The organism is Phocaeicola massiliensis B84634 = Timone 84634 = DSM 17679 = JCM 13223 (assembly GCF_000382445.1).
Classification (GTDB): Bacteria; Bacteroidota; Bacteroidia; order Bacteroidales; family Bacteroidaceae; genus Phocaeicola; species Phocaeicola massiliensis.
On sequence record NZ_KB905472.1, the window covers coordinates 885540 to 910553 of the forward strand.

General features: G+C 41.3%; 23 protein-coding genes. 9 read left to right on the forward strand and 14 right to left on the reverse strand.

Going from position 1 to position 25014, the window contains the following annotated elements; all coding sequences use genetic code 11:
- Positions 1-2 precede the first annotated feature (2 nt).
- Genes HMPREF1534_RS15300 through HMPREF1534_RS15280 form a run of 5 tightly spaced genes read left to right on the forward strand, consistent with a single transcriptional unit; the run spans position 3 to position 4968 of the window.
- A complete protein-coding gene (locus tag HMPREF1534_RS15300) occupies positions 3-1172 on the forward strand; it encodes a glycosyltransferase (RefSeq protein ID WP_005937204.1) in 1170 nt (389 codons plus the stop codon).
- Positions 1172-2041: an ABC transporter permease gene (locus HMPREF1534_RS15295; protein ID WP_032932077.1), complete on the forward strand. Its 870-nt coding sequence runs from the start codon at positions 1172-1174 to the stop codon at positions 2039-2041. Before HMPREF1534_RS15300 ends, HMPREF1534_RS15295 begins: the two co-directional genes overlap by 1 nt.
- An 11-nt stretch (positions 2042-2052) precedes the next feature.
- Positions 2053-3330, forward strand: a complete 1278-nt coding sequence (locus HMPREF1534_RS15290; RefSeq protein ID WP_005937211.1) for an ABC transporter ATP-binding protein — start codon at positions 2053-2055, stop codon at positions 3328-3330.
- A 4-nt stretch (positions 3331-3334) separates the two neighbouring features.
- Positions 3335-4168: a hypothetical protein gene (locus HMPREF1534_RS15285; RefSeq protein WP_005937213.1), complete on the forward strand. Its 834-nt coding sequence runs from the start codon at positions 3335-3337 to the stop codon at positions 4166-4168.
- A complete protein-coding gene (locus HMPREF1534_RS15280; protein WP_005937216.1) occupies positions 4165-4968 on the forward strand; it encodes a glycosyltransferase family 2 protein in 804 nt (267 codons plus the stop codon). The genes HMPREF1534_RS15285 and HMPREF1534_RS15280 overlap by 4 nt, the downstream gene beginning before the upstream one ends.
- Here HMPREF1534_RS15280 and HMPREF1534_RS15275 read toward each other — a convergent pair.
- From HMPREF1534_RS15275 to HMPREF1534_RS15220, 12 genes are read right to left on the reverse strand one after another with little or no spacing between them, the layout of a single operon-like run.
- Positions 4953-5915, reverse strand: coding sequence for a glycosyltransferase family 2 protein (locus HMPREF1534_RS15275; RefSeq protein WP_005937218.1), 963 nt, complete (start codon positions 5913-5915; stop codon positions 4953-4955). The genes HMPREF1534_RS15280 and HMPREF1534_RS15275 overlap by 16 nt on opposite strands.
- 3 nt (positions 5916-5918) lie before the next feature.
- Complete coding sequence (locus HMPREF1534_RS15270) at positions 5919-6743, reverse strand: DUF4422 domain-containing protein (protein ID WP_005937221.1); 825 nt, start codon at positions 6741-6743, stop codon at positions 5919-5921.
- A gap of 6 nt (positions 6744-6749) precedes the next feature.
- A complete protein-coding gene (locus tag HMPREF1534_RS15265; RefSeq protein WP_005937223.1) occupies positions 6750-7364 on the reverse strand; it encodes an acyltransferase in 615 nt (204 codons plus the stop codon).
- On the reverse strand, positions 7361-8530 hold the full coding sequence (locus tag HMPREF1534_RS15260) for a glycosyltransferase family 2 protein (protein WP_005937226.1): 1170 nt from the start codon (positions 8528-8530) through the stop codon (positions 7361-7363). The genes HMPREF1534_RS15265 and HMPREF1534_RS15260 overlap by 4 nt, the downstream gene beginning before the upstream one ends.
- Before the next feature lie 6 nt (positions 8531-8536).
- Positions 8537-9148, reverse strand: a complete 612-nt coding sequence (locus HMPREF1534_RS20855; protein WP_005937229.1) for a glycosyltransferase family 2 protein — start codon at positions 9146-9148, stop codon at positions 8537-8539.
- 24 nt (positions 9149-9172) lie between these two features.
- Complete coding sequence (locus HMPREF1534_RS20860) at positions 9173-9664, reverse strand: glycosyltransferase family 2 protein (RefSeq protein ID WP_005937232.1); 492 nt, start codon at positions 9662-9664, stop codon at positions 9173-9175.
- The gene (locus HMPREF1534_RS15245; protein ID WP_005937236.1) at positions 9661-10566 is read right to left on the reverse strand and encodes a glycosyltransferase family 2 protein; all 906 of its coding nucleotides are present in this window, start codon (positions 10564-10566) and stop codon (positions 9661-9663) included. The genes HMPREF1534_RS20860 and HMPREF1534_RS15245 overlap by 4 nt, the downstream gene beginning before the upstream one ends.
- Positions 10547-12010, reverse strand: coding sequence for an O-antigen ligase family protein (locus HMPREF1534_RS15240; protein ID WP_005937239.1), 1464 nt, complete (start codon positions 12008-12010; stop codon positions 10547-10549). Before HMPREF1534_RS15240 ends, HMPREF1534_RS15245 begins: the two co-directional genes overlap by 20 nt.
- Positions 12011-14158, reverse strand: a complete 2148-nt coding sequence (locus HMPREF1534_RS15235) for a GumC family protein (protein WP_005937242.1) — start codon at positions 14156-14158, stop codon at positions 12011-12013.
- Between the two features lies 1 nt (position 14159).
- The gene (locus HMPREF1534_RS15230; protein WP_005937244.1) at positions 14160-14984 is read right to left on the reverse strand and encodes a TolC family protein; all 825 of its coding nucleotides are present in this window, start codon (positions 14982-14984) and stop codon (positions 14160-14162) included.
- 39 nt (positions 14985-15023) lie between these two features.
- Positions 15024-16190, reverse strand: a complete 1167-nt coding sequence (locus HMPREF1534_RS15225) for a sugar transferase (protein ID WP_005937247.1) — start codon at positions 16188-16190, stop codon at positions 15024-15026.
- 3 nt (positions 16191-16193) lie between these two features.
- On the reverse strand, positions 16194-16559 hold the full coding sequence (locus tag HMPREF1534_RS15220) for a response regulator transcription factor (RefSeq protein ID WP_005937250.1): 366 nt from the start codon (positions 16557-16559) through the stop codon (positions 16194-16196).
- A 453-nt stretch (positions 16560-17012) separates the two neighbouring features.
- Between HMPREF1534_RS15220 and HMPREF1534_RS15215 the strand changes: the two genes are divergently transcribed.
- Positions 17013-19592, forward strand: coding sequence for an SLBB domain-containing protein (locus HMPREF1534_RS15215; protein WP_005937253.1), 2580 nt, complete (start codon positions 17013-17015; stop codon positions 19590-19592).
- Between the two features lie 294 nt (positions 19593-19886).
- On the opposite strand, the gene rfbC is transcribed toward HMPREF1534_RS15215, so the two are convergent.
- Entirely contained in the window at positions 19887-20444 is a 558-nt protein-coding gene (gene rfbC, locus HMPREF1534_RS15210; RefSeq protein WP_005937256.1) for a dTDP-4-dehydrorhamnose 3,5-epimerase, read from the reverse strand.
- Positions 20444-21328 (reverse strand): glucose-1-phosphate thymidylyltransferase RfbA, encoded by an 885-nt coding sequence (rfbA, locus tag HMPREF1534_RS15205; RefSeq protein ID WP_005937259.1) that lies wholly within the window; start codon positions 21326-21328, stop codon positions 20444-20446. The genes rfbC and rfbA overlap by 1 nt, the downstream gene beginning before the upstream one ends.
- 137 nt (positions 21329-21465) lie before the next feature.
- Between rfbA and HMPREF1534_RS15200 the strand changes: the two genes are divergently transcribed.
- The 3 genes from HMPREF1534_RS15200 to HMPREF1534_RS15190 are packed head-to-tail and all read left to right on the forward strand — an operon-like array spanning position 21466 to position 24731.
- Positions 21466-22530, forward strand: coding sequence for a mannose-1-phosphate guanylyltransferase (locus HMPREF1534_RS15200; RefSeq protein ID WP_005937262.1), 1065 nt, complete (start codon positions 21466-21468; stop codon positions 22528-22530).
- Between the two features lie 48 nt (positions 22531-22578).
- Positions 22579-23661 (forward strand): GDP-mannose 4,6-dehydratase, encoded by a 1083-nt coding sequence (gmd, locus tag HMPREF1534_RS15195; protein ID WP_005937265.1) that lies wholly within the window; start codon positions 22579-22581, stop codon positions 23659-23661.
- Positions 23661-24731 carry a GDP-L-fucose synthase family protein gene (locus HMPREF1534_RS15190; protein ID WP_005937267.1) on the forward strand — a complete coding sequence of 357 codons (1071 nt, stop codon included), beginning with the start codon at positions 23661-23663 and terminating at the stop codon, positions 24729-24731. The genes gmd and HMPREF1534_RS15190 overlap by 1 nt, the downstream gene beginning before the upstream one ends.
- Positions 24732-25014 lie beyond the last annotated feature (283 nt).

The window sequence follows — 25014 nt, forward strand, 5'->3', positions numbered from 1 at the left end:
TGATGAAGAAGATTCTTTTTTATTGTGATACGGTTTTCGGCGTTGGCGGAGTGCAGCGTGTCCTGGCGGAAGTGGCGAAACGGCTTTCGGAGGAGTATGAGGTTACGATATTGACCACGGATGACATTAGGCAGACCCGCCGGTATGATTACCATCGGTCTTCTGTCAGGTTTGTGTCTCTCATCTATGCTCCGGTCAGTATCTGGCGGCGTTTGCGACAGAAGTGCTGTAGTTTTGTGTGTAAATATTTACTTCCGAAGAATGAATGGACTTGTTCTCTGTATGCACGGAGTTTCTTCTTATTGCCTTATCAGGACGAACTGATAGAGAAAATAAATGGTGGAAACTATGATGTGGCGATTGGGGTGCATGCCTATTGTTGTCTTCATTTGGCTATTGTCCGGTCTAAGTTGAATGTACCGAGAACGGTGGGCTGGATGCACAATTCTTATGAAGCGTTTTTTGAAAAGAAGCATCCGTATCTTCCCCGGTTGAAGGCGTTTTTCTGCAATCGGATGGTTGATATTGAACGGATTATTGTCCTGAGCCGGAGGGATCAACAGAGATATAAGACGGAGTTGGGACTGGAAACGAGAGTGATATACAATCCGCTGACAATGGAAGTGAAGAGAACTGCCCGGCCTGATAATAAGTCTTTTTTGTCGGTGGGGCGGTTCTCTAAGAATCATAAAGGTTTTGATTTGTTGATAGAGGCGTTTGCCTTGTTTGCCAAGCGGAATATGCAATGGCATCTCGTTATTGTGGGCGAGGGGCCCGAAGACTCTTTGTATCGTTCTTTGATAGCGAAAAATGGGCTGGAAGACAGGATAAGGATAGAACCGTTTACCAACGATGTAAATTCTTATTATGTTCAAGCCGGGGTTTATGTTTTGGCATCGAGGTGGGAAGGGATGCCGTTGGTATTGATGGAGGCAATGGCACACGGTCTACCGGTTATTGCTTCAAATCTGCCCATTGTGGAGGAACTGTTGGGTGAGAGCCGTGCCGCAGTACTTTTTGAAAATGGAAATATAGCGGAACTGGCTGAACGGATGGTTGGTATGGCAACAAGTACGGATTTGGCCGAAAGGGGTAGGATTGCCATGGAGTATGCTCGCGAGTTTAGTATAAATAACATAATAAAAGAGTGGAAAGAGATAATAGAAAGATGATGGAAGAGGAGAAATGGACATTGGTGATTGTGCCGAAAACAGGATTTTTCAAGTTGGACTTGGGAGAGTTGTGGCGGTATCGTGATTTATTGGTGATGTATATCCGGCGTGATATTGTGACTTTTTATAAACAAACAATATTAGGTCCGTTGTGGTTTATATTGCAACCGTTGTTTACTGTTCTGATGTTTATGTTTGTGTTTGGAGGCATTGCCGGTATTTCTACAGACGGGCTTCCCCGGCCATTGTTTTATATGGCGGGGTTGCTGTGTTGGAATTATTTTGCCGAGTGTATGAATCGTTGTTCGGATACGTTCAATGCCAATCAGAATGTTTTCGGAAAAGTGTATTTCCCGCGGTTGATTGTTCCGTTGTCTATTGTGGTGTCCAGTTTGGTGAAAATGGGTATCCAGTTTATACTGTTTCTTTTTATTTATCTGTACTGTGTGCTTGATGGTGGTGCGACGGATGTAAATAGTTATTCGATAAATGAGTACGCTTGTCTGTTCCCTTTATTGGTGCTGATGCTGGCAGGGTTGGGACTTGGTTTCGGTCTGCTGATTTCTTCGCTTACCACCAAATACCGTGATTTGAGGTTCTTGGTTACTTTCGGGGTGCAGTTGTGGATGTATGCCACTCCGGTCATTTATCCTCTGTCGGTGATGCAGCAAAGTCATGAAAAATATATGTGGTTGATAATAGCTAATCCGTTGACTTCCATTATCGAAACGTTTAAATACGGATTTTTGGGTGAAGGAATTTTTAGCTGGTGGTATTTGGGATATAGTTTCCTTTTCACGGTCCTGATTGTAGTGTGGGGAATGATCACTTTCAATAAAGTGCAGCGTAGTTTTATGGATGTAATTTGACAATATGTAGTATGGGTAATATAGCAATTGAATTTGATAATGTGAGTAAACAATACGCCTTGGGCTCTATCGGTACGGGCACATTGAGCCGTGACCTGAATCGCTGGTGGGCACGGATACGTGGAAAGGAAGACCCTTATCTGCGTATCGGCGAGGTGAACGATCGTTCTCAGAAAGCGATGGGAAATTTTGTGTGGGCTTTGAAAGATATTAATTTTAAGGTAGAGCGAGGAGAGGTGTTGGGTATCATTGGCAAGAATGGGGCGGGCAAGTCTACTTTGTTGAAAATATTGTCTCGTGTCACTTCTCCCACAACGGGATGTATCAGGGCGAAGGGGCGTATCGCTTCTTTACTGGAAGTGGGAACAGGTTTTCATCCTGATTTGACCGGACGCGAGAATATTTATATGAATGGTGCTATTATGGGCATGACGAAACACGAAATCACTCGCAAGCTGGATGAGATTGTCGATTTTGCCGGTGTGGAGAAATATATTGATACACCGGTCAAGCGTTACTCTTCGGGGATGACAGTGAGACTGGGGTTTGCTGTGGCTGCTCATCTGGAACCGGAGATTTTGGTGGTGGATGAGGTTTTGGCGGTGGGTGATGCGGAGTTTCAACGGAAAGCGGTCGGCAAGATGCAGGATGTGGCGAAAGGAGAGGGAAGAACGGTGTTGTTTGTGAGTCATAATATGGGAAGTATGCAGCAGTTGTGTCGCAAAGGTGTTTTGCTGGAGAATGGCAGCGTTGCATTTTCAGGCATTATGGGTGAGGTGATAAATGCTTATCAAAGAGGTATTGTTACGCAGCGGGAATTTACAAGTATGGATGGCGATCCCAACGTGCTTCAGCTGTTGTATGCTTCGATTGATTCAAATCACGACGGTATGTTTTATACTGATTCTGAAATAAGAGTGTACATGAAAGTGAAGGTGGCCAAGCAGATATCTTCGTTGGTAATTGGCTTTAATTTATACAGTTCTTGGGGGTATCCTTTGGCACGGACGGATTATAATGATTCGCAGAATTTGACGACGCTTTCTCCCGGTATTTATGAACTTAAGTTTGTCATTCTTCCTTATACATTGTCCGATGGAGGGTATCATATCGTTTTTGATATTGCTGAACGGAATGTAAAACGCTATACCACCGAGAAGTCTAATTTGTACTTTACCGTTCTTCCTGGCAGTTCTTTTTTCGGAAATCGTTTTTGCGAACATCTTAATATCAAGAGTTCGCTGTTCAGAGAGGATTGGTTGGACTTTTTGCGAAAAGTGGAAGAATAGTGGTATGGGAAATAAATATGTCATTGTGCTCACTGCTTGTATTAATCCGGGGAAGATGATTCATACTTCTCTTACGGATGTGGATATACGGAGGAGGCAGTATGAGGATGCACTGGAGTTTTATCTTTTACAGACGGATTATCCGATTGTTTTTGTTGAGAATTCGGGGACTGATATCAGTGGGGATTTTCGGAAGTTTGTAGATTGTGGGCGTTTGGAATTTGTTACATTTCAGGGAAATGAGGAGTTTGACAGGAAGAAAGGAAAAGGATATGGGGAGGCGCTCATCCTGGAGTATGCATTAGAGCATTCCTTGTTTGTGCACCAATGTGACTTTTTGGTGAAGATAACAGGACGATTAAAATTATTGAATGTAAATAGCATGATAGGTTTTCATCGGTATATCCTTCCTCACTGTGATATTCAGAGTGAGATGGATAGGAGGGAGAGGTATTCGGACAGCAGAATGCTTATTACCGATAAAGGTTTCTTGCAACATTCGTTTTTGGCGCGTAAGGAGAGGATAGATGACAGCAAGGGATGTAACTTTGAGCATATTCTTTTTACGAGCATTGATGAACAAAAAGATTTTGTCTTTTATCCTTTCTTAATACGTCCTTTGTGGCGTGGAATATCAGGTACCAATGGTAGGGAGTATTGGGAAGGAAATTATACAAGTTTGAAGTTGGCTTATTTCAAAAGAATGTTGAACTGTATGACGGAATACAATATGTGCCATCCCCACAATAAGCCATCGATGGGAGTACGCTTGGTGTTGGGCATGGCTGGAATGGCGGTTGGCACTGTGCTTCGTTTTTTTGATTGGATAAAGCGATGAATAAATTTACCATTATAACGATAAATTATAATAATAAAGTTGGTCTGCAGAAGACGATTAAGAGTGTGTTTGACCAGTCTTTTGGAGATTACGAATACATTATTATTGACGGTGGCTCTACGGATGGCAGTGAAGAGGTGATTGAACAATGTGCTGCCCGACTGAGTTATTGGGTGTCCGAGTCCGATAAGGGTATCTATCATGCGATGAACAAAGGGATTGCGCAGGCTCATGGCGAATATTTGGTGTTTATGAACTCGGGAGACTGTTTTCATGATTCTTCTGTTTTGGAATGGGTAGCGGCGCAGAAACTTGATGTGGATATCGCCATTGGAACGGTGGAGTGTGTAGGAACCGGCGGGCTTAAAGTGCCTCCCTGTAATGATTTGTCTATGATGGATTTATTTAGAAATCATCCTCCTCATCAGGCGGCTTTCATCAGGAGGGCACTGTTTGAAAAGGGAGGGTTTGATGAGTCTTTAGTGCTGGTTGCAGATTGGTCTTTTTTTGTGGACAGGTTGATTTTTCAGCACACTTCTTATCGCAGATTGGATAAAATTATTTCAGATTACGATATGTCTGGATTAAGTACTATGCAGACTGATTTGCTGAGGGAGGAGAGGTATCGTGTGTTGAAGGCGTTTTTCCCTGAAAGGGTGTTGAAGGATTATGAAAAATATAAATATGCAGACTCTCCTTTGTTGGAATTGATTCCGGAATTGAACAGGACGGCCGGATTTCATAGGATGGTTTACAGGCTGGTGAAATTCTTGCTGCGCTGCTATCACTGGATTGGCTGACTATGGAATTTTTTAAGAACCAGTATGTGGGCAAAAGATAATGTGTACCTTATTTTCTCACATACGGAGAGACAGGTATACTGGTTTCTTTTGATAGTGCGAATCCGGTTTTGTATTTCATGCATGGGCATTTGAGTAGCATATTTTTTGAAGAATGAAATCGAACTGTGGATGTAATCTTGAGACAAGGTTCTCCTGACAGACTCGGGAAAAGAGGCGGAGAGGGTGGTCATGATATCAAAAGCATCCATAAATGTACACATATGGGCACGATATGACTTTCCGAATGTGTGCATGGCACTTGCATTTCTAATGATATAGTGATAATAAGGAATGGTGGTGCAAGCTATTGATGTGCAGTGTATCATGTATTGGAAGATGAATAGTCGGTCTTCATTATAGTATATGTTTTCGTTGAATGCTAATTGATGTTTGTCAATAATCTTTTTATCGTACAACTTATCCCATAAATTGCCTTTGTATCTGTAGTAAGAGTCATGAAACAAAGAAGATATGGCATCCTGATTATTCAGAACGTAGGTTTGTTCCTCTTTTATTTGGTAAATGATATTTTCGTTCTCGTCCTCGATCAAGTAACCACATGTAGACATATTTGCATGATATCGGAGGATGAGACGATAGAGTTCCGATAACATTTCGGGCTCCATCCGGTCGTCACTGTCCATGAAATGGATGTACTTTCCTTGGCTTAGTTCTATTCCTTTATTCCGTGCATGGCTTACTCCGTGATTGGGGATGTGTGTCACATGTATTCTTTTGTCTTTACAAGCATAGCTGTCGCATATTTTTCCACTCTCGTCTGTACTTCCATCGTCAATCAGAATTATTTCGATGTCCGACAATGTTTGTGCCAAAACGCTTTCTATGCATTTGGGCAGAAGTCGTTCGGTGTTATATATTGGGATGATGACGGATATGAGTGGCATACTTTATACTTTTGTAAGTTTATATATCAAGTCGTTTTTTAAGCGGCGCAGGGTGTAACGGAGGTTGCCGGGATTTCGAAATGCTTCATCCAGAGGCATGATGACAGGAATGTACTTCACCTTCAACCGGTTTCGGATGCAATATATGTTGATGAGCCGTTCGGATAAATAGCCGAACAGCCGGGCTTGGTCGGGGTAACCGGAGAGCTTTACACGTTTTTCCAGTTCGAATAAAACCTTGAATAGCCATTCGGAGTATCCGTCGAAATGTTCCCATCGGGTTATGAACATATTATAACCGGAATAGGCATTTCTGTGATACATCAGTGTATCGAAAGCGGTGGAGTATTCGGGACTGACATCATGAATCACTTCCTTTAATATATGGAGGTCGTTGACAATGTGGAAAACGGCATACTGCGTGCCCACATTGTAAGGATAATGACGTTTGGAAGGAAGTATGATGTCATAATCATTCAATAACTTCTCTAAATCGGGAAAGCAATATTTCTTTTTCAGAAACGAATCACGATTAATGAAACTTCTGTCGGGTGAAAAGGAAGCAAACGATCGGTAGAAATCAAAGAAACGTCTGTAATGGTTCAGTCCGATGATGTCGCATCTTATGTTTTTCCAAGCCCAGTAATGTGCTGTCAACTCACAAAAATGGGGATTCTTGTCAGAAATGTTGTCACCGGTATTGTCTTGCGCATGGTAGAACCGGGTGTTGGTGAGGGCGGCTCCTACCTGGATGGGGTAGAAGTATTTATGTGGCGGGAGGGCTGCTTCCCGGTGTGCACAGACTAATATTTTGATTTCTTTTTCCATAATTGCTCAGTTGACTTTTTCCCACATTTGTGTTTGTGGATTAAACCGCTTGATGATACGTGCCGGATTGCCCACCGTGACGCAGTAATCAGGGATGTCTTTAGTTACCACACAGCCGGCACCGATAAAGCAGTGTTTCCCAATGTTTACACCGGGCAGTATAATCACGTTGGCTCCGATAATGGTATGTTCTCCTATATGGATAGGAGAGGTGGTGATGCCTTGTTCGATGATGTTTTTGGTGATGTCGCGATAGTTATGGTTCAAGCCGATGAGGACCACATTTTGAGAAATATTGACTCCGTTGTCTATTTGGATAGGGCCGATAACCGTATTGCTCAGTCCGATTCGGCAATAATCGCCGATGATGATATCTCCTACGGCATTGTTCAGGCAGGAGTAATCTTCAATGACAGAATATTTACCTAACCGGAATTGGTGGAAGGGGGGAAGGTCTTTTCGGACACTGCGATAGATTACCGCCCCTTTTCCTTTTTTAATATAGATAGGTTGCAGTATCCGTATCCACCAATAGGGGCGCGTTTTCACCGGATGCATGATGAATCGATGAATCCGTTTCTTTAACTTGGGATTTTTATGTAGATAATTCTTTAGATTCATAACTGTCCATGTTGCGTATGAATAAATTTATTTGCCATTCCTTTTAAATGAAATAAATTAAGTGTCATAATGATTGTAAAATAAGGTAGTTGTTTTATTATTTTGCCTGCATATTTATGTCTCATGTCGGGGGGGATGGCAATGTATAGTGATAGAGTCAGCAATATAAATAAAATCCACCATTTGACGGACGAAAACGGGGAAATGATACTACAAATGAGTGAGATGGTACTCAGTACTGCTATAAGGATACTGCGCGGAAGGATAAATGTCTGAATTGTTTTTAATAGATAATCCCGATTCCCATGTAGGAGGGCTGAAGGCAGGTTACTTCCCATTTTGAGAGCAAGGAACAGTTGAGTAGCCATCCAGCGGCGGCGTTGGTGGCGCATGCTGTCTGCTTTTTGTACCTTTTCATCCAAGGTCTCTATGCTATCGGCATATTCTATGTGGATGCCTTGGCTGAGTAACAGTTCTTCTAATTCTTTATCCTCACCGGCACTGTGTGTATGTATGATATTTTGCTTAAACCATTGGAAATCAAAGACCATTCCCGAGCCGATGAGTGCTGAGGAGAATCCTAATTGGATGTGTCCTTTTCTGAATATGGTGTTGTTCATTTCTTCTATGACTGCATCCAGTATGGCTGTATCAGAGTTCAGGTTTTTGGCTTTTCGATGTGTTTGTATGGCTTTTGCGCCTTGGGATACCGCTTTGTTCAGTTCGTATAAATAATCGGTTGGAATGAGGTTGTCAGCATCCAATATGATGACATAATCATATCGGAGGTAGGATATATGTTCTGTTGCTAGGCGTAAAGCTTTGGCTTTGGAACTTTCTTGTTCCTGTATCTTCAATAAAGTGATGCGTGACTCCAGATAGAGCAGATGGTTGGTTGCATCGTCCATTCCGTCAGAGACGACAATGACGTCATATAGCTGTTCAGGGTATGTTTGCTGTAATACGGAATGGATGCAGTCAAGGATTACATTATCTTCCTTATAAGCGGGTATGAGTATGGCAAAGCGTTTGAAATCATGGCTTTGGGGATATTGTTGTGACTTGAAGAAACAAGACGCAACAGAGAAGATAACTATATATCCTACGCAGACGGCAAAATAGATATATAGTACAAATTCAATGATATGTATCGCTCCCGACAGCATATTGATTTACTTTTTCTTTTTCCCGAAAAGGAAGTTGACAATCATTCCTGCAGCCATGACCGGAATGGCTTTCATCGCTTTGTTGAACTTATCGTCTACTAGGTAGTTAGGGATTGCCAAAGCCATTGTGAACAACAAGCAGAAGAGTAATAGCCACCATTTAACACAGGCTACCCAGTCAAAAAATACCATTATTGTGCCAAAGAGCAGGATGATTCCCAACAAAATAGTGCGCGGGAAAATGAACCATTGCAGGATGCGGTCGGCATAATCGAAATTTCCGCTGAAAATGGCATGGGGCAGGTTGCCTATGTTGGTAAACAGGGAATAATATTGTGCTTTTATCCAACTGTTGCGTTGGGCATAGAACCGTTTCTTTCCACCATCTTTGAGGGCGTATACGCGGGTTTGGTTCAGGTATTCCACATAGATTCGCTCTCTTAGCAGTAATGATTCAATGGTCTTTTCATCATCTTCATCGCTCAACTTTCTGATGTTTTCTTTAAGCCAGTTGAAGTCAATGGCTGTTCCGGAGCCATTGAGTGAGGCGGATAACCCGAAGGTGACATGACCGGCCCGCAGAATGGAATTATTGATTTCATCTGCTACTGCGTCCAAAACAATGATGTTGTTGGGTCTGTCTTAGTGTATTCGGTGACTTTGTATGGCATTAGAACCGCTTGCATAAGTATTGTTTATTTCGTTCAGGAAATTTTTCTCTACCACATTGTCGGCATTCATCAGTAGGGCAATGTCGTATTGGCTGTCTGCGAGTTGTGACATAGCTGCTTTAATGGATTTGGTCTTGGAGCTTTTCTTAAAGTTGGCTTTTAATAATATGATGGGTAGTTGGGCCAACTGTCGGTTGGTTTCCGATTTCAAATGGTCGGAAATGACGATGATGTCAAAACAGTCGATGGGATAGTCTTGCTGCAGAAAAGACCGGATGGCATAAAAGACGTATTCATCATCCTTGTAGGCAGGGATGAGAATGGCGAAACGATGTTTTATTCTCGATTCGGAATATTTGTCTGTGCGTTTGACTGTTGCTGCTATGGCATATATCAGCAGATAGACAACAGTGAAAGCGCATAATGCGAATAATACTAAATCTAAATATCCAATAAATATCATAGCTGTTTGTCTTTGTTTCTAAGTTTGAAAAATGCTTTTGTGCCTTCCCGATGTGCTTTGGCTGCTTTTTTTTGCCCTTTGCTCCATGCTGTGATGATGTTTTTAGGACATACAATGACCAGTTGGTAGAGTAAAGCAAGATACAGTCTCCAACCGGGAAGGTTGCGATATGCATATAATAATCTGTTTCTACTTAAATAATAACATTGCAAGGGGCTCCCTTTTCCGCTGGAACTGCCGTCTTTATGCCATATTTCAAAAGCCGGATCGTACCAAAGTTCATATCCTTCCGCAGTCATGCGGGTGCACCACTCCAGTTCTTCGTAATACAAGAAATACTCTTCCGGTATAAGTCCTATCTGGTCTATAACCTGCTTTTTGAGGAGCATGGCAGCACCATGCAGGTAAGATGTCTTCCTTGCCGGATAACAGCTTTTGTCTCGGCTTCCTCTACCTATAGTACGGTTTCGGAGTGTAATGGAGGACAGAGGAGTATATCCTGCAAATTGGATGGTGTGCGGCTCCGTGTAATTAAGTATTAACGGGGAAATACCGGCAATACCTTTTGAGGAGAGCAGGCGTTTGATTAACAGGTATACAGTATCTTTTACAATAAGGGTGTCATTGTTCAATAAGAAAAGATAGTTTCCTTTGGCACTTTTTATACCCAGATTATTGCCGCCTGCAAAACCTAGATTCTGTTCGCTTCGTATGACATGGACGGAAGGATATTTCTGTTGCAGCAAGAGCCCTTCATTGGCGGTTGAGCCATTGTCTACGACAATGATTTCATAGGGGACAGACGTGACGGTGTTCACCCATGAATCAATGAATTCGCAAGTGTCATGATAACCGTTGTAATTGACAGTTATAACTGATATGTCAGGTTGTGCGCTGTTCATGTTCTTTGGTATATAATCTGTCTAAATGAGGGCCCAGAAAGATAAACGTAAAACAAGAATATATCAGGATTCCGTTAGGAAACTGAAAATAAACCATGTTGGCATACGAGGCGACAAGCATGCCTGCACATCCGCATAACATACCTGTCAGCGGTCCTCTTATTTCGGGGTTGCTGATTCGAAACAGTATGATATACGCACCCAATATGAATAATACGGCGTGCATGCCCAGAAAAACACTCAAACCCACTACGCCCATCTGTATCCATACGTCTACAAGGCTTGAGTCGGCAGGACAGATGGAGACAAAATAGTATTTGTTTTGAGGGGAAATGACTCCGTTTTGTACGCCCATTCCTATTCCGAAGGGCATCTCTGACATATAGGCTTTGAGTGCTTTCTGATTTTCGAAACGTACGAGCAGTGATTGGTCATTCGAGTCGAAGACAGTGCGCATACGACGTATCAACCGGTTGTCTTCTCCAATCTTTGTGTATTTCAACATTCCCACTCCGCCTACAAGCAAAAGGAATGATAGCATACCGATTTTCCAGTTCTTTGATAAGAAGAGAAAAACACCCAATCCTGCTATCGGTATGGCAATGGCGGCTCGTGTTCCGGCAATGAGCAGACCATAGAATCCTGCCATGCTGACTACAAAATAGAATAGCTTGAGGTATCGGTTTTTGGAGTATAGTGCCGACAAGAAAAAGGTGGTGCATGATAGTCCCATAGTAGATCCGAATATGGCTGCATCTGTAAAAAACGAGAAATAACGGATGCCCGAATGTATGAAGTGAGTGCGTGCACCGTATGCCCACAGCCATGCCAGTTCGGTGCTGTCAAATCCTTTGTTCTTTTGCCAATAACCTTTTGCAGCAGCCAACAAGGTGAATATTCCCCACAGAATCAGAAAATAATGCAGAAAAGAATAGCGGTTGCAATGTATGGATAGAATGAAACATGTGAGCAACGGATAGATGGCCCAAGGTCTTAATATTCTGAGCCACGCTTCGGGATATAACTCTCCCGTGATGCCGTTTCCTGCATTGATGATACAGTATAACAGCCATCCTAACAAGACGAATGTGTAAGCATTCATTGCGTTCTTTCTGTTGTCGTCATCCGTATATACTTGTTTGAGTATGATGAGCGTCAACATAATGCCGAATAATAGGTCGAAGATATTGGTGATGGGAATCGGAATCGGATAATATCGGTTGATTCCCATTATAATATAGTTGATAATAAAGGTGATGCATAGAAGAATAGTCGGCCTTTTGATGCAGATAAAAATAAAAGTAAGCAGGAAGGGAATCAGACCGATTGCGGTTGCTACTGTCGCTTTCATAGTAGTGGCAGTCCAGATACAAAGCAATAATCCGACAGTCACGACAATTGCATTGATTCCTTTTTCAAAGATGTTATATTCCTTAACTATCATTTATTTCTTGTTATATTCAACAGCAGTCAACCCCAATTGAAAGAGTCTGTATTCCATATTTTTAAATCTCGTATACGGAGGAAGTTGTCCGGTGAATTCCTCAACCGTATTTCTGCCGGCTTGTGTCAAGTAGAAGAACAAGGGTATTTGCTCATTTTTAGCCTGCAATAAACGCTTGTACATCAGTTGGTCAATGTCTTTCCATGTTCTGTTTGCACGTACAATCATCAGGTTGACAGAAGCCTCATTTAATAGTGTGGGAGGAATCGGATTACTCTTTAGTACCGGATATTCTATTAAAAGAATTTCATCTTTTCCAAGGTCAGGACACAAGTCTTTTATGTTGTTAGCCTGAACGTACAGGCTGTCTTCACTTAAGAAATCTTCGTCATACGTGATGCGTCTCACGTCCAGTCCGATGCTTGTCCAATATTGTTCCAGAGCTAATGCTATATGCGTCTTGCCATCTTTCTCTTCCGTGCTCAGTAGGTTGATGATTCGTTGTTTGCTGACACTTAGATGGGGTAGCAGACTAGTACTTAACTGCTTGATGGCCATTTCGTCTATTGCCTTATTATACCTTCTGTATCGTAGGGCGCTGTCTTTGGGATAAGCCCCGATAACAGTACTTCCGGTGATGCGTTGTGTGCGTATCTTGTCCCTGAGGGTACGGTCTAAGATTTCGATAATCAGGAAATAACCAATGATAAACAATAAGGTACCCAATATGGACGAAAGTATAATCATCCGTGCATTGGTGGGAGAAGAAGTAAGAGGGAACAATGGCGGATTCATGATTTTGAGTGAGGCCGAAGTCATCTCTAGATTCTTTTGGCGTAAGATAGCGGCATTCAATGCCCCCATTGTTGACATATAATTACTTTCCACGAAGCCGATGTGCCGTTCTTTACGTCCGAGTGTAGCACCGATAGGAGAGAAGTACAGGAAATCCCGGTCTATCTTTTCTCTCATGATATCGCGGGTATCCATCTGTGCTTTTGTCTTTTCCATCAATACGACCTGCTCCAGCCATTGACTTATCAAGGTTTCGTATGGTACATTGTTGGTTGAAGCTGATTCGGCACTCAATTGCATTGCAATGTCATTAATACTTTTCTCTGCATCATTAAGCACCCCCTTCTCATTTTCCAGTACTTGTTGATTTTTTTGGTCGGGAGTAATCTCCATAGTAGAGATTTTTGTATTTAATTGTGATATTTGCTGAAGTTTGTTTAAGAATAGGTTATTAGTACGGATTGCTTTGGCAATATCTCCCAGTTTATATTCATAAAAATCAATTAACGCTTTACTGGTGGAGTAAGTGATGAGCAAGTCATTATCCATCATCTGATAACTGGCATCCATTCCCGCCACCTGTTTGGTTTGTTCGCCGTAGTTGATGATACGGTGTTCAATGTTGTATTCTATTAAAGAGTCCTCGGCAGAGGTCAGCATTTTACCTAGTCGAGCCAGCTCTTCCTGAAAAAACTTAATAACATTATCGGTCTCTCCATATCGCAGTTCATGATATTGTTTGACAAACTCCTCATTCAATATATCAAGTGTATTGTAAGCAATTCCGGGATCATTGGAACTGTATGCTATTTCTATCATATCACTGTTACCCAATCTGGCCACTTTGATATTCTGAGAAAGAAGCGGTATGCTAAAGTAAGGATGCGTATAGTTAAGTAATCTGTAAATAAAATTATTAACAGACGGCCTTTCAAAAGCAACCAGCTTATTGTAAGTTTTTTCCTCATTCTGCTTGTCGATGAGCGCTCTCATCTCTCTGGGAACGCTACCCACTAACTGTTGATAGTGTTCTGCCGAGATGTAGCTTGTATTCTTCTCGGCATCCCCATATACAAGGCAACGGGCAAGCAACTTGAGAGAGACAATCTTCAAGGTACGTTCGGTTGTGATGATGTTCATCAGATTGCTCAGATGTACTCCTGCATTGCGGGAGTCGGTAACATCTACATTGTATCCTGAAATAATCCCTGTAAAAATAGTTGTTTTTACATCGTATGTCTTTTCAAGGTCTCGGGTCATAAACCATGCTATAACACCGGCAATACACGGAAAGATAACCATCCACCAGCGAATGCGATAGAAAAATCTTACTATATATTTGAATAATTCCATATTATTTCAGTTCAGTATTTTCATTTTTGTCAATTCCTTCGGTGACACTTAACTCTTCCTGAATGGTAAGAATTGGTGTATGAGAAATAATTTCGAGCATTAACAATTGGTCATTGATAGTCGAGCGCAGAGATGCAAACCCCTGATTGGCTCCAAATTCTTTTTCTTTCGTTTGGGCTACCGCATCTATTGTCGTGCGTCTGTTTCTGTATTCCTGTTCGGCAATGGCAGATGCACCTTTATATAAAGCAAGGTGTTCTGCCGAACGTTGTAAGGTTTCGATATTCGATAAAATCTGGACATACAGATGGGCTATTTGTATTTTTAATTCCTCATATGCCTGTTGTTTTCTCAATTCTGCGATATCTACCTGAATGCGTTGTCGTTTTATTTTGCCAGGTAGGTCGAATAACGTTTCGAGCGGTAGTGTGACAGAACCTCCCACACTCCACGAAGTCTGTTCTGTTCCCGTATAACGATAAATTAAAGGAGTGGTAGGGTCGGTAGACGAGCCGATATTATCGGCAATGCCGTGCGAAACATTTCCGAAAGCATTAAAAAGACTCATCCAGCTTCTTTTTTCTTTAGCTAACAATTTTTTTTGTAATTGTTTCTCTTTTTCCAGAATTTCGATGCTTGGAGTGCTGCGTGCATTTTCGTATAACACACTCAGTGGAGGTAATTTGATTTTGGCTATATCTATATTTATACTTGAATTTACTTCATCCTGTGTTGTGACAGATTGCTGTGTTCCGTGTGTTTCCTGAGATTTGGCATAGCCTGCAAACAGAAATATGAGAATGATAATAGCATATAGTTGTTTCATAAAATGTCTTTTCCCCTTTAAATCATTTTTTATTATTGTTTATACATCTCCCTTTTGAATGAAAGCGGTAAATGTTTTTAGTAGAATTTTCATATCCATTCCGAACGAGAACTCTTTACTGTATTTCAAGTCCAGTTCTTTTCGTTCTTTGGCAGACAACCTCCCAGGGTCTCCCCGTTTCTCCACTTGCCACAAGCCTGTCAGTCCTGCAGGAGCCATGAACCTGTCTATGCTGTCGTCGTTCGTCAAGCGCTCGGCTTCATAGAGAGGAAGAGGCCGGTTGCCTACCACAGACATATCTCCCTTCAATATATTGATAAGTTGTGGTAGTTCGTCCAAGCTGTATTTACGTAGGAAGCGTCCTACTCTTGTGACACGAGGGTCTTTTTCTATTTTTACAAACGGTTGGTCCTGTTCACTATTGCGTTTGGATGCGAACACTTCTTCAGGGATGATAAAGTCATCAGAAACCAGTATAACGCCGTCATCTCCAATTAGAAAACCATCCAGGTCATCATCAGAGAATCCTTTGGGCTCGGTAGCGGTGCCATCTTCAGATTTATATTGGTTTAAGTCTGTCAGTTCCTTCAGATGCTTATCCGCGTTATTATACATGGAGCGAAACTTCAGAAAGTCAAAGATGTTGTAATTCGTTCCTACTCTTTTTGCTTTATAAATAACAGGACCTTTGCTTTCCAATCTAATTGCCAATGATATAATAAGGAAGACCGGTGACAGAACGATGAGCGCTATACCGGCAAAAGTGATGTCAAAAAAGCGTTTCCACCGAGGCAGTATGAAACGCTTTACCACTTTTTTCTTTCTGTTGCTGATGTAGAGCAACTCTTGTCTTTTATTTATTAAGTCAATCTTCTGAATCAGCTCTTCTTTTGAAATATTGGGACTGATTGTATCGTTGATTCCGCTTTTCAGATACGCAGCGCTTTCTTCTTTTTTTAAGCCGCCGGTGACCAGCACTACATAACCCTGATAGAATTTTTTCCTGAAAAGAGTGATGTTTTCCACATCCTCCTTCAAGTTACCCTGTTCATAGAGGATGATAATATTCTCTCTCGTTTTAAGGTTGATACAAATGGTAATGGCATCTTTATGGTCTTTGGCATAAATTAATTGCACATCTTCCAACTTTCCGAATTGAGTCAAAAAAGACTTGCTTTTTCCTATATAAAGCAGATTAGTTGTCATAACCTATTCGATTATCTTTTTTACTCTGATCTTAAGTTCCATCGGGTTAAAGGGCTTTACGATATAGTCTTCCGCACCTATTTCGAGTAGTCTTATTCGTTCGGTGGTGCTGTCTTCGCTGCTCAGCATAATGACGGGAATGTGCTTGAACAGTTCGTTAGCCTTAATCCATTCCAGAAAATCGTCTCCTCTCATTTCCGGCATGCGTATGTCTGAAATTATTAAGTCCGGCAGATTCCCTTCTTGTAGCCATTTCATTCCTTGAACTCCGTCCTGCAACCAAATGCAGTCATATTCAGCCATTAAATAAATAGACAGTACTTTTGCTATTGTTTCTTTGTCGTCCAGAATCAATATTCTCTTTTTCATATCATTCTTTATTATGTTTGGCAAAAATAAGGAAAAATATTGGTATTAAGCAATATAAATCGATTAATTTTGGGAACATAAGTCGTTTTTTTGTTGATATTATCGTCAGTGAGGATATTATCGGGGAAATAAATTATCCTTTTTAGGACAAAAGCAAGATTTTTATCCAAAGGAGAGGGGGATGAATAATTGGATTATCCGGAGAAACAAAAAAGATGTTTCTATTGTTTTCAAAAGTAGTCACCCTTGTTTATGAAAACTGTCTTGGCTGTTTTGTTGCTCTCTCTTGAGTTTTTTGATATGATAACTGAAGATAACGATTTTATAATGAAGTATGATACATACTTTTTTATTAGCAATATTTTAATGCTTATATCAAAAAGATTGCTTACTTTTGCGGAGTTTATACTAAACTAGTCGAAAAAATAAATTAAAAGAACTATTGAAGGATTTATGATGAGAAAAATAGTAACATTTGTATTGCTATTAATTTGCCTGTCTGTCACTTCTGTTGCGCAGATGGGGGGTGGTATGACCGATAAGCAAGTGGTGGAATATGTGCAGAATGGTTTGTTGCAAGGTAAAAGCCAGCAGCAGATTAGTACGGAGCTTGCTCGTAGGGGAGTGACCAAGGAACAGGCGGAACGTGTCAAATTACTGTACGAACAGCAAAAGAAGAATGGAAAAAACTCATCGTCTTCTACTTTAGACAACACGAAAGGGCGCAGTCGTACCAAGAACGGGGTTAAGGAAAAGGAAGACGGAAAGGACGGCAGTGATTACATCGATAAAAATTTTAATTTTGATGATTCTTCGGAGAAAAAAGAAGTTCCTGTTTATAAATATGTAACGACAGAACCGTTGGAACCCAAGGAGATGGGTACCTATACCATTGATAGAGATGGAAATATTGTATATGACAATAACACGATCCTTTATTTGCAGGAAGAAGAAGAGAAGAAAGAGAAAAAGGTCTTCGGACGTGATATTTTCAATACCAAGAATTTGACATTTGAGCCTAGTGTGAATCTGGCTACTCCGGTGGATTATCATTTGGGGCCCGGAGACGAAGTGATTATAGATATTTGGGGAACTAATCAAGCTACCATACGCGATAATATTTCTCCTGATGGATACATTAATATAGAAGATATTGGTTTGGTGTATCTGAACGGCATGACGGTGAGCGAGGCAACGGATTATTTACGCAAGGAGCTGAACCGGATTTATGCCGGCATAGACAGTGAAAAACCTGTTTCACAGATAAAGGTGACACTGGGAGACAGTCGCACCATTCAGGTAAATGTGATGGGAGAGGTACTGACTCCGGGTACTTATGCGCTTTCTTCTTTTTCTTCTGTTTTCCATGCTCTTTACCGTGCAGGCGGAGTAAATGATATTGGTAGTTTGCGTGCCATTCAGTTAGTTCGTGGCGGTAAGCCTATTGCTACAATCGATGTGTACGATTTTATTATGCGTGGCAAAGCCACTGATGACATTCGTCTGCAGGAGGGGGATGTTGTCATTGTGCCTCCTTATCAAGCCTTGGTGACGATTGAAGGAAATGTAAAACGCCCCATGAAATACGAAATGAAGGATGGCGAAAATGTAAAGACCCTGCTTAAGTATGCCGGTGGCTTTTCGGGAGATGCATACACCCGTGCCTTGCGTATGATTCGTCAGAATGGCAGAGAATATCAAGTATATACGATTGATGATATCGATTATTCAGTCTTCCCGGTGAAAGATGGTGACAAGGTAACGGCTGAGGCTATCTTGAATCGTTTTGAAAATAAGCTGGAGATTAAGGGTGCGGTCTACCGTCCGGGAATCTATCAGTTTGGAGGCTCATTGAATACGGTTCGCCAGTTGGTGGAAAAAGCAGACGGTTTGATGGGAGATGCGTTTACTGCCCGTGCCGTGTTACATCGTGAGCGTGATAATTTGACACGTGAGGTGATTTCTGTCGACATAAAGAAGGTGCTCGATGGCACTATCCCCGATATTCCTTTACAGAAGAATGATGTTCTATATATTCCCAGTATCCACGATTTGCAGGATATGGGTGTAATTACAGTGTTTGGTGAAGTAGCCCGTCCCGGGGAGTTGCCGTACGCCGACAACACGACGCTGGAAGATATCATTATTCAGGCAGGTGGCTTGAAAGAGTCGGCTTCTACCGTTCGTGTGGATGTCTCACGCCGTATCAAGGACAATAAGAGTACGGATGTTTCTTCTACTATTGGTAAAATGTATTCTTTCTCTTTGAAGGATGGATTTGTAATTGATGGTGAGCCCGGTTTTGTGTTGCAGCCTTATGATCAGGTGTATGTCAGAAGAAGTCCGGGTTATCAGGAACAGGCCAATGTAGACATTACGGGTGAGGTGCTTTATGACGGTACTTATGCACTGACCAATAAAAGTGAACGTCTTTCTGATTTGGTAAAAAAGGCCGGTGGTGTAACTCCTTTTGCTTATGTGAAAGGTGCCAAGCTGATTCGTCAGGCGAATGATGAGGAGCTGAAGCGTATGGAAGATGTGTTTAAGATGATGCGCCGTGAAATGGGACAAGCCAATATGGACTCATTGAAGTTGGATTTGGACAGTGTTTATTCGGTGGGTATTGATTTGGAATTGGCAATGAAGAATCCGGGTTCCAGTGCGGATGTGGTGCTTCGTGCCGGTGATAAGTTGGTTGTTCCTGAGTTGAGTAATACTGTAAAGATAAACGGTGCGGTGATGTTGCCTAATACCGTAGCCTATAAAGATAATAAATCAGTGAAATACTATATTAGTCAGGCCGGTGGATTTGCAAACAATGCCCGTAAGAGCAGAGCATTTATCATTTATATGAACGGTCAGGTTGCCAAAGTCAAAGGTTCGGGGCGAAATATGATTGAGCCGGGGTGCGAGATTATTGTACCGATAAAAGATAAGAACGGAAGAATGAATTTCCAAACAATTTTGGGAATAGCTTCATCTATAGGTTCATTAGGATTAACAGCGGCGTCTATTGCTAATATATTGAAATAAGGATTGAAAGGTTAAAATAAAAAGAGATTACCCAAAAAATCGGTTAGGAATATTCAGAAATATCCCTAACTAAAGATACAAAAAAGCCAACTAATTCGCAAGACTTTAAGTATGAGTTAGTTGGCTAATTTTATAGGATTTACTGAATATCCCTCGGTTATTTTATCATTATGAGTAGTGTGAAGAATCTGAATATATTCATTGATAGTTTACGGATTCTTTGTTGTGCTCAGAATGATAGAGTAAAAAATAACGTAATATACTTTTGGGTAGTCTCTTACTGTTTATATAAGATTAATTGTACTTAAAGACAGTTTTGTGTTCTTTTAGAGTAGGGTGCATTTTATCTTTTTCTGATAAAATGATTTTATCTTTCGGAATACGCCAGTCAATATTCAAATCAGGATCATTCCATGCAATACCTCCTTCGCTTTGCGGAGCATAAAAGTTATCGCATTTATATTGGAATAAGACCTCATCACTAAGTACGGCAAAGCCATGAGCAAATCCTCTTGGTATAAATAACTGCCGATGGTTTTCTCCGGTTAATTCCACTGCCACATGTTGTCCGAATGTTGGAGAACCTTTGCGGATATCCACTGCCACATCCAGTACAGAACCTTTTATGACACGTACTATTTTACTTTGCGTAAAAGGAGGTTTCTGAAAATGTAATCCTCGCACGACACCATATCCGGAAAAACTCTCATTGTCTTGCACGAAAGTGGTTTTACACACCTTCTCTTCAAACTCGCGAGAAGAAAAACTTTCAAAAAAGTAACCTCTTGCATCCTTAAAAATGCGGGGCTCTAAAATAAGAACCCCGTCTATTGCTGTTTTTATAACTTCCATTATTTATCTAATTCTCTAATTACTTTAAGTAAGTATTGTCCATATTGGTTCTTAAGCATCGGTTGAGCCAGTTCGCGCATCTTTTCTGTCGAAATCCAGCCTTTTCTTAATGCTATACCTTCCAGGCAAGCCACTTTTAAGCCCTGGCGCTTTTCAATGACTTCTATGTAAGTACTTGCTTCTGCCAAAGAATCGTGGGTGCCTGTGTCCAACCATGCAAATCCACGTCCCAGTGTTTGTACTTTTAACTCTTTCTCCTGCAAAAAGCATTGATTTACGGTTGTGATTTCCAACTCTCCGCGTGCCGATGGCTTGATGTTTTTGGCAATTGTTACGACCTTATTGGGGTAGAAATACAGCCCTACCACGGCATAATTGGATTTGGGTTGAGCCGGTTTTTCCTCAATGGACAGGCAGTTTCCTTCTTTATCAAACTCTGCTACTCCATATCTTTCAGGGTCACTTACCCAATATCCGAATACTGTTGCTTTGTTATCACATTCGGCTGAGTGTACAGCTTCTCTCAGTAAAGCAGAAAGTCCGTTTCCATGGAATATGTTATCTCCCAAAACAAGGCATACTGAATCATCCCCGATAAATTTTTCACCGATGATAAAAGCTTGTGCCAAACCGTCGGGAGATGGTTGTTCTGCATATTCGAAACGAACTCCAAAATCACTTCCGTCACCTAATAACCGTTGAAAGCTAGGTAAGTCATACGGGGTTGAGATGATTAATATCTCCCTGATGCCTGCCAACATTAACACAGATATGGGATAATATATCATCGGTTTGTCAAATACAGGGAGCAGTTGTTTGGAAACTCCTTTCGTTATGGGGTAAAGGCGTGTGCCTGAACCGCCGGCCAATACAATTCCTTTCATTATGGTAAATTTTATAATTGTCCGTAGACAGAAATTTGTTGATTTCATGCAAATATAGAGTATATAAATTAATATACAATGTCTTTTTCTGAAAATAATGGTTATCTTTGCATTTATACAATGTAAAATGAAAGTGTATGAATATTAAGAATAATCACCTCGTTATTATGGCAGGAGGCGTAGGCAGCCGATTTTGGCCGATGAGCACCCCCGATTATCCTAAACAATTTATAGATGTATTAGGTTGTGGACGTACATTAATTCAATTAACGGCAGAGCGTTTTAAAGGTATTTGTCCGCCTGAAAATGTTTGGGTGGTTACTTCAGAGAAGTATGCAGAAACGGTAAAGGAACAATTGCCTGAAATAGCAGATGACCATATTTTGCGTGAGCCCTGCCGTCGCAATACGGCTCCCTGCATTGCTTATGTGAGCTGGAAAATAAAGGCGCGTAATCCCAAAGCCAACATGGTGGTGACACCCAGTGACCATATTGTGATGGATGTAACCGAATTTCAACGGGTGATAGACGCTGCTATGAAGTTCACTGCCGATTCGGATGCAATTCTGACTTTGGGTATGAAACCCACCCGTCCCGAAACAGGATATGGATATATAGAGGCAGATTTAACTATACCTTCCACTTCCAACAAAGAAGTGTATCGAGTGTATTCGTTTAAAGAAAAGCCCGATTTGGAGACAGCTGAGAGATATATCAAGAAAAATAATTTCTTTTGGAATGCCGGTATTTTTGTATGGAATGTGAGTACGGTTGTAAACGCATTGCGGGTGTATCAACCGGCCATTTCGAAAATTTTCGAAAGATTACTTCCTTACTATTATACGGAACAGGAACAGGAAATGATTAATCAAAATTTTCCGCTGTGTGAAAACATTTCTGTCGATTATGCCATTATGGAAAAGGCGGATGAGATATTTGTTTTCCCTTCCGACTTTGGATGGAGTGATTTAGGCACATGGGGCTCCTTACACGGAAATTTGCCTAAAGATGCTCATAATAATACACAGATAGGGCAAAATATAAAATTATATGAGACACGGAATTGTGTTATCCATACCACGCAGGAGAAAAAGGTGGTGGTGCAAGGGCTTGACGGATATATCGTAGCGGAAAAAGACGACACACTTCTTATTTGCAGACTGAGTGAGGAACAGCGTATTAAGGAATTTTCAGCTGAATGACTAAATTATTCTTTTTAGAGAAAAGAAACTAAATAAATTTTTATAAGCATGAAAAAGGTAGCATTGATTTCAGGTATTACAGGGCAGGACGGCTCATTCCTGGCAGAGTTTTTGATTGACAAAGGCTATGAGGTACACGGTATTTTGCGCCGTTCTTCTTCGTTTAACACAGGGCGTATTGAGCATCTTTATCTTGATGAGTGGGTGCGAGATATGAAGAAGAGCCGTCTGATAAATTTACATTGGGGAGATATGACAGACAGCAGTTCTTTAATTCGAATCATTCAGGCTGTCCGACCGGATGAGATATATAATCTGGCAGCGCAAAGCCATGTAAAAGTAAGCTTTGATGTTCCCGAATATACTGCTGAAGCTGATGCGATAGGCACATTGCGTATGCTGGAAGCAGTTCGTATCTTGGGGCTGGAAAAAAAGACCAAGATTTATCAGGCTTCTACTTCCGAATTGTTCGGACTGGTGCAGGAGGTGCCTCAAAAAGAGACAACTCCGTTTTATCCGCGTTCTCCATACGGAGTTGCCAAACAGTATGGTTTTTGGATTACAAAGAACTATCGTGAAAGCTACGGAATGTTTGCCGTGAACGGCATCTTGTTTAACCATGAAAGCGAACGTCGCGGAGAGAATTTCGTGACACGTAAAATAACGTTGGCAGCCTCTCGTATTGCTCAAGGCTTTCAGGATAAATTGTATTTGGGAAATCTCGATTCCTTGCGCGACTGGGGATATGCCAAAGATTATGTGGAATGTATGTGGCTGATTCTTCAACATGAGACACCGGAAGATTTTGTGATAGCAACCGGAGAGTACCATACGGTGCGTGAATTCTGTACATTGGCATTTAAGGAAGTCGGTATAGAACTGCGTTGGGAAGGAAAAGGGGTGGAAGAAAAAGGAATCGATGTGAACACAGGCAGAGAATTGGTGGCTGTTGATCCCAAGTATTTCCGTCCGGCCGAAGTAGAGCAGTTGTTGGGCGACCCCACCAAAGCGAAAACAATGCTGGGGTGGAATCCACGTAAAACTTCTTTTCCGGAGCTGGTGAAGATTATGGTGCAGCATGATATGAAATTTGTGAAAAAATTGTATTTGAAGGAGCAAATCGGGAAATAATGGAGAAAACGGCCAAGATATATGTGGCAGGCCATCATGGATTGGTGGGTTCCGCTATATGGAATAATTTACAGAAGAAAGGATATACTAACTTAGTAGGTTGTTCTCATAAAGAATTGGATTTGCTTGATGGAGTTGCTGTAAAAACCTTTTTTGACAGAGAACAGCCCGAATATGTTATTTTGGCAGCAGCTCATGTGGGAGGCATTATGGCGAACAGCCTATATCGGGCTGATTTTATCTATCAGAATCTGCAGATTCAGCAGAATGTGATAGGAGAGAGTTTTCGTCACGGAGTGAAGAAATTGCTCTTCTTGGGTAGTACCTGTATTTATCCCCGCGATGCAGAACAACCCATGAAAGAAAATGCGTTGCTGACTTCTCCGTTGGAATATACTAATGAGCCATACGCCATAGCCAAGATAGCCGGATTGAAAATGTGTGAAAGTTTTAATCTTCAATATGGAACAAATTATATCGCAGTGATGCCTACCAATTTGTATGGACCGAATGACAACTTCCATCTTGAAAACAGCCATGTTCTGCCTGCTATGATTCGTAAAATTCATTTGGCTAAATGTTTGAATGAGTCTGATTGGGGAGCCATACGTAAAGACCTGAGTCTTCGACCGGTAGAGGGCGTAGATGGAACTGCAAGCGAGGGTGAAATACTGTCTGTTTTACATAAATACGGTATCACCGGACCATCGGTCGTGTTGTGGGGAACCGGTAAACCGCTTCGCGAATTTTTGTGGAGTGAGGAAATGGCGGATGCCAGTGTCTACATAATGGAACATGTCAATTTTGAAGATACTTATCAGAAAGGCACAAAGGATGTTCGGAACTGCCATATCAATGTTGGCACAGGCAAAGAAATCACCATTGCTGCCCTGGCCGATTTGATAGTGAAGGAAACGAAGTATCAGGGCAAGGTGATTTTTGATTCGACCAAGCCGGATGGTACCATGAGAAAACTGACTGATGTGAGTAAACTGCACGCATTGGGGTGGCACCATCGGATTGATATTGAGGAAGGGGTGCATAAGATGTATCAATGGTATTTATCTTAAAAAAAATAGTAGAAGGCCGATTAACTTGAAATGAGTTAGCCGGTCTTCTTTTTGATATAATCCGGAGGGGTAGCAGTGATAATAGGATACAGCCGAAACAATTTACATTTAATTCTGTTAAACATAAGTATCTATCTAACATAGATAATGTTAATTCATTTGCAAAATATTTTTTTTGAATATGATTGCTGATATGCGGAAAAAATAGGATAAATAATTAAAAAAAACTGTTTTATTACGCAGTATTACGCTATATTTGCATTGTCTTAGTATCATGGATGTG